Annotated in this window: 5 protein-coding genes; all 5 read right to left on the bottom strand. The window is 62.8% G+C overall.

Translation table 11 applies throughout. The features are described from left to right. Window positions 1-51: 51 nt before the first annotated feature. Window positions 52-1155 carry a Fic/DOC family protein gene (locus DL1_RS20565; RefSeq protein ID WP_038070240.1) on the bottom strand — a complete coding sequence of 368 codons (1104 nt, stop codon included), beginning with the start codon at window positions 1153-1155 and terminating at the stop codon, window positions 52-54. 28 nt (window positions 1156-1183) lie between these two features. Next, a complete protein-coding gene (locus DL1_RS20560) occupies window positions 1184-1408 on the bottom strand; it encodes an antitoxin VbhA family protein (RefSeq protein ID WP_038070239.1) in 225 nt (74 codons plus the stop codon). Between the two features lie 76 nt (window positions 1409-1484). Beyond that, window positions 1485-1772 carry a hypothetical protein gene (locus tag DL1_RS20555; protein ID WP_051693733.1) on the bottom strand — a complete coding sequence of 96 codons (288 nt, stop codon included), beginning with the start codon at window positions 1770-1772 and terminating at the stop codon, window positions 1485-1487. Next, window positions 1772-2527: a hypothetical protein gene (locus DL1_RS20550; RefSeq protein WP_038070237.1), complete on the bottom strand. Its 756-nt coding sequence runs from the start codon at window positions 2525-2527 to the stop codon at window positions 1772-1774. Before DL1_RS20550 ends, DL1_RS20555 begins: the two co-directional genes overlap by 1 nt. Before the next feature lie 4 nt (window positions 2528-2531). Then, window positions 2532-2753, bottom strand: a complete 222-nt coding sequence (locus tag DL1_RS20545) for a hypothetical protein (RefSeq protein WP_038070234.1) — start codon at window positions 2751-2753, stop codon at window positions 2532-2534. Window positions 2754-2776: the final 23 nt, after the last annotated feature.

Genomic DNA, 2776 nt, shown 5'->3' with positions numbered 1-2776 from the left:
CGGCGACCGACTAGAGCGCGATCCCGTCAAAAACGGGAGGCGCCAATAGCATCAAAGGCCGTAGTCATCATCCGAACCTGCCGAGCGGTCGGGCAACATTGCGGCTGCCACCTGCTCATGCAAGTCATCCGGCAACTTTCCGATTTCCTCGAAAATGCGCGCCTCCAACTCAGCGCGTTCACCCTGATCCTCGACGGCCTGCACTTCTTCCCAGGCGTCTCGGAATGACTCGATCAGTGCCCTGCTCTGCGCGTCAAGCGGCCCGCCTGACGCGGCTTCTCCCGAACCGCCGGACAGACCACCGGGATCGCCATGCGAAAGATCCTCAGCCGCGCTGGCACGTCCATAGCGAAAATCAACTTGGTCTCCGCGCTGGACACTCCCGTCCAGCGCCTCGGGCGGCAGGGCGATGATGTGGTTCTCTTCGGTCACGATCGTGACGTGGCTGCCCTTGTGATCGAGATAGGTGCCCTGAACCCGATCACCGGGTTCCGGGGTCTCGACCCAGAAGCTATCGGCCTCGACGCCCGACTGTTCCAGCCCCGCGATCGCCTCGCGCCGCAACGCAACACGCTCGGGATCGAGACTTTCGGAAATGATCCTGTGAAGCTGTTCGTTGTCTCCACCATGCGCCGCGACACTGGCGGCGTCATTACGCTCGCCAGTGACACCACTAAAATTCAGGTTGTGGCCTGCCCGCTCGGCGAGCTGTTCCATGAACGCGCGCTGCGTCCGGCCATTCCCTTCCCGAAACGGATGGACATAATTTAGGTTGCTCAGGACCTCGGTGGCGGCCTCCGCGAAGACCTCTCGATCTGAGGAAAGCGCCCCCTCCGAATTTGCCAGCTCCGCGACATGCGCAAGGCCGCGATCGACATAGGCAGAAGACATGAAAGAGCTGTCGGCTTTACCGAAATCACCCGTAACATCGGGGACGCGGATCTCCTCCCCTTCCAGCGTGATCGTGTCGGACCGCATGGTGCCGGCCCACTCGTAAACATCCTGAAAGATATGGTGATGAAGGTCGCGCAGGTGCCGCTCATCGAAGGCACCCGAAACAACCTCATGCACATCGGAGAAGCGCGCCCCGGTTAGAGCACGTTCCGCCAAACGCAACTGGTCGGGGTCGTTCTCGACCCCGACCAGATTTTTCATTGTCTCACCGTCTTCTTGAAGGAAAGGGTCAGTGTCCACGCTTGTTGATCTCGGCCATCACATAGTCGCGGACCCGTTTCTGGTATTCCTCGCGGGTGATCTCGCCGGTGATCCACAATTCGGCCAGCGCGGTCTCTTCGGCGCCGGGCTTACCCAAGCCTTCCATACGATTGTGCCAGAACGCCCGGTCAACCGCCTCGCGGCGCCGGTTCTGTTCTGCGAGGGGCAAAGTCGCGCGGGCCTGAATGTTCATGGCGAAAAGCTCCTGTTTCTGGTGAACAATATAGCGATCTCGACCACTCAAGCCAAGCATGACCGGCCACTGGACGTTATGGCGGCGGTGCCTCCGCCAAGGGAACAAGGCCCGAGTGCCAGGGCACGGGGGGCCAGAGCCGCCCGTTATAGCTGATCGAGGCGACGTGTTGGCCGAACCGATCAAACACTTCTCCCGTGCCAAACTGAGAAGCCCCGAGGTCGGCCTGCCCGCGCGCCTCGACATAGGCGCGCTGGCAATCCGAGAGGGTCGCGAGGCCGCGCAGCCAGAGCGCGCCCGGCTCGGCCGGGTCACGCCCGGCCGAAACCTCGATCCGCACGCGAAAGGAACACGCCGCACCCATCAGGTCCGCCCTTCCATCAACCGCGCAATCTTTCTCAGGTGGTCGCGCGAGTTTTCGCCCCAGAAGTCGGCGCAGCGACGGGCAACCGGGTGCGCCCGCGCTTCCGCCTCCGTCATGCTCGGCGGTTCGAGCCGATAGACGCGGCAAGGCAGGAACACGTCGACGCCCCGACCCGCGCCAGGTTGGCCGTGCGAGAAGAACCAGAAGCGCCCCAGCCGAGTCTCCTCCGTGGGCTTGAAGGACTCCCAAAGCTGCGAAGCGTTGAGCCCCCCGGAAAAGCTGCAAGTGCCGCTCGTGGAAACATGCCAGCTCCCGCCCTCGGTGGTCTGCATCCCGTCATCCCATGCCGCGCAGCAGCGCTCGACCTTACCGCTCGGCATGATCACGAAATCGCCCAACCGAGGCCGCCCCGTGAAGTTGTCCCGCGCGGCCTGCGCCCGCGCCGCGATCTCGGCGTTGCGCGCATCCAAATGCGAATTGTCCTCACTCGGCCCGATCAAACCGGCGTCGATCAGGTGTTGGACGATCATCAGCCGGCACCCGTGTTCGGTCGGGTGGGTATAGCGCCCCCCCTTGCCGTTGATCCTCGCCAGATCGTAGGTCCACGCATCGCGGCCCGGTGCGTCCTGCCGCCAGTAGCGGGAAACAACATCACCCCCCCAGCCTTGCATGTCGAAGCGAGCCTCGATGGTCCCGTCATCCGTTTGCGAAAAGGTCAGGTGGGGATGCGCAAGCATCTGATTGTGGCTCGTCATTGCCTCAGCCCTCCACCGAAAAGACCACGGTTTCGCCGTCGATCTTGTAGGGAACTTCCTTGCTCAGAAGCTCGTGGATTGCCTCGCGCGGGACGGTCGGGAAGGTGCTGGAAATCACGTCGAGAAGCCTCGGCTGGTCCTGCACAAAGCTGTAACCGTTGATCGCCCATGCGATGATGCCGGGGGTATGAACCGCCGAGGAAGATCCGAGCCGGTAAGTCGCCATTTGTGGCCTCCTATGTGGTGAGC

The organism is Thioclava dalianensis, from assembly GCF_000715505.1.
GTDB lineage: Bacteria > Pseudomonadota > Alphaproteobacteria > Rhodobacterales > Rhodobacteraceae > Thioclava > Thioclava dalianensis.
Note: the sequence above shows the minus strand (reverse complement) of the source record. Positions and strands in the feature narration are given on the sequence as shown.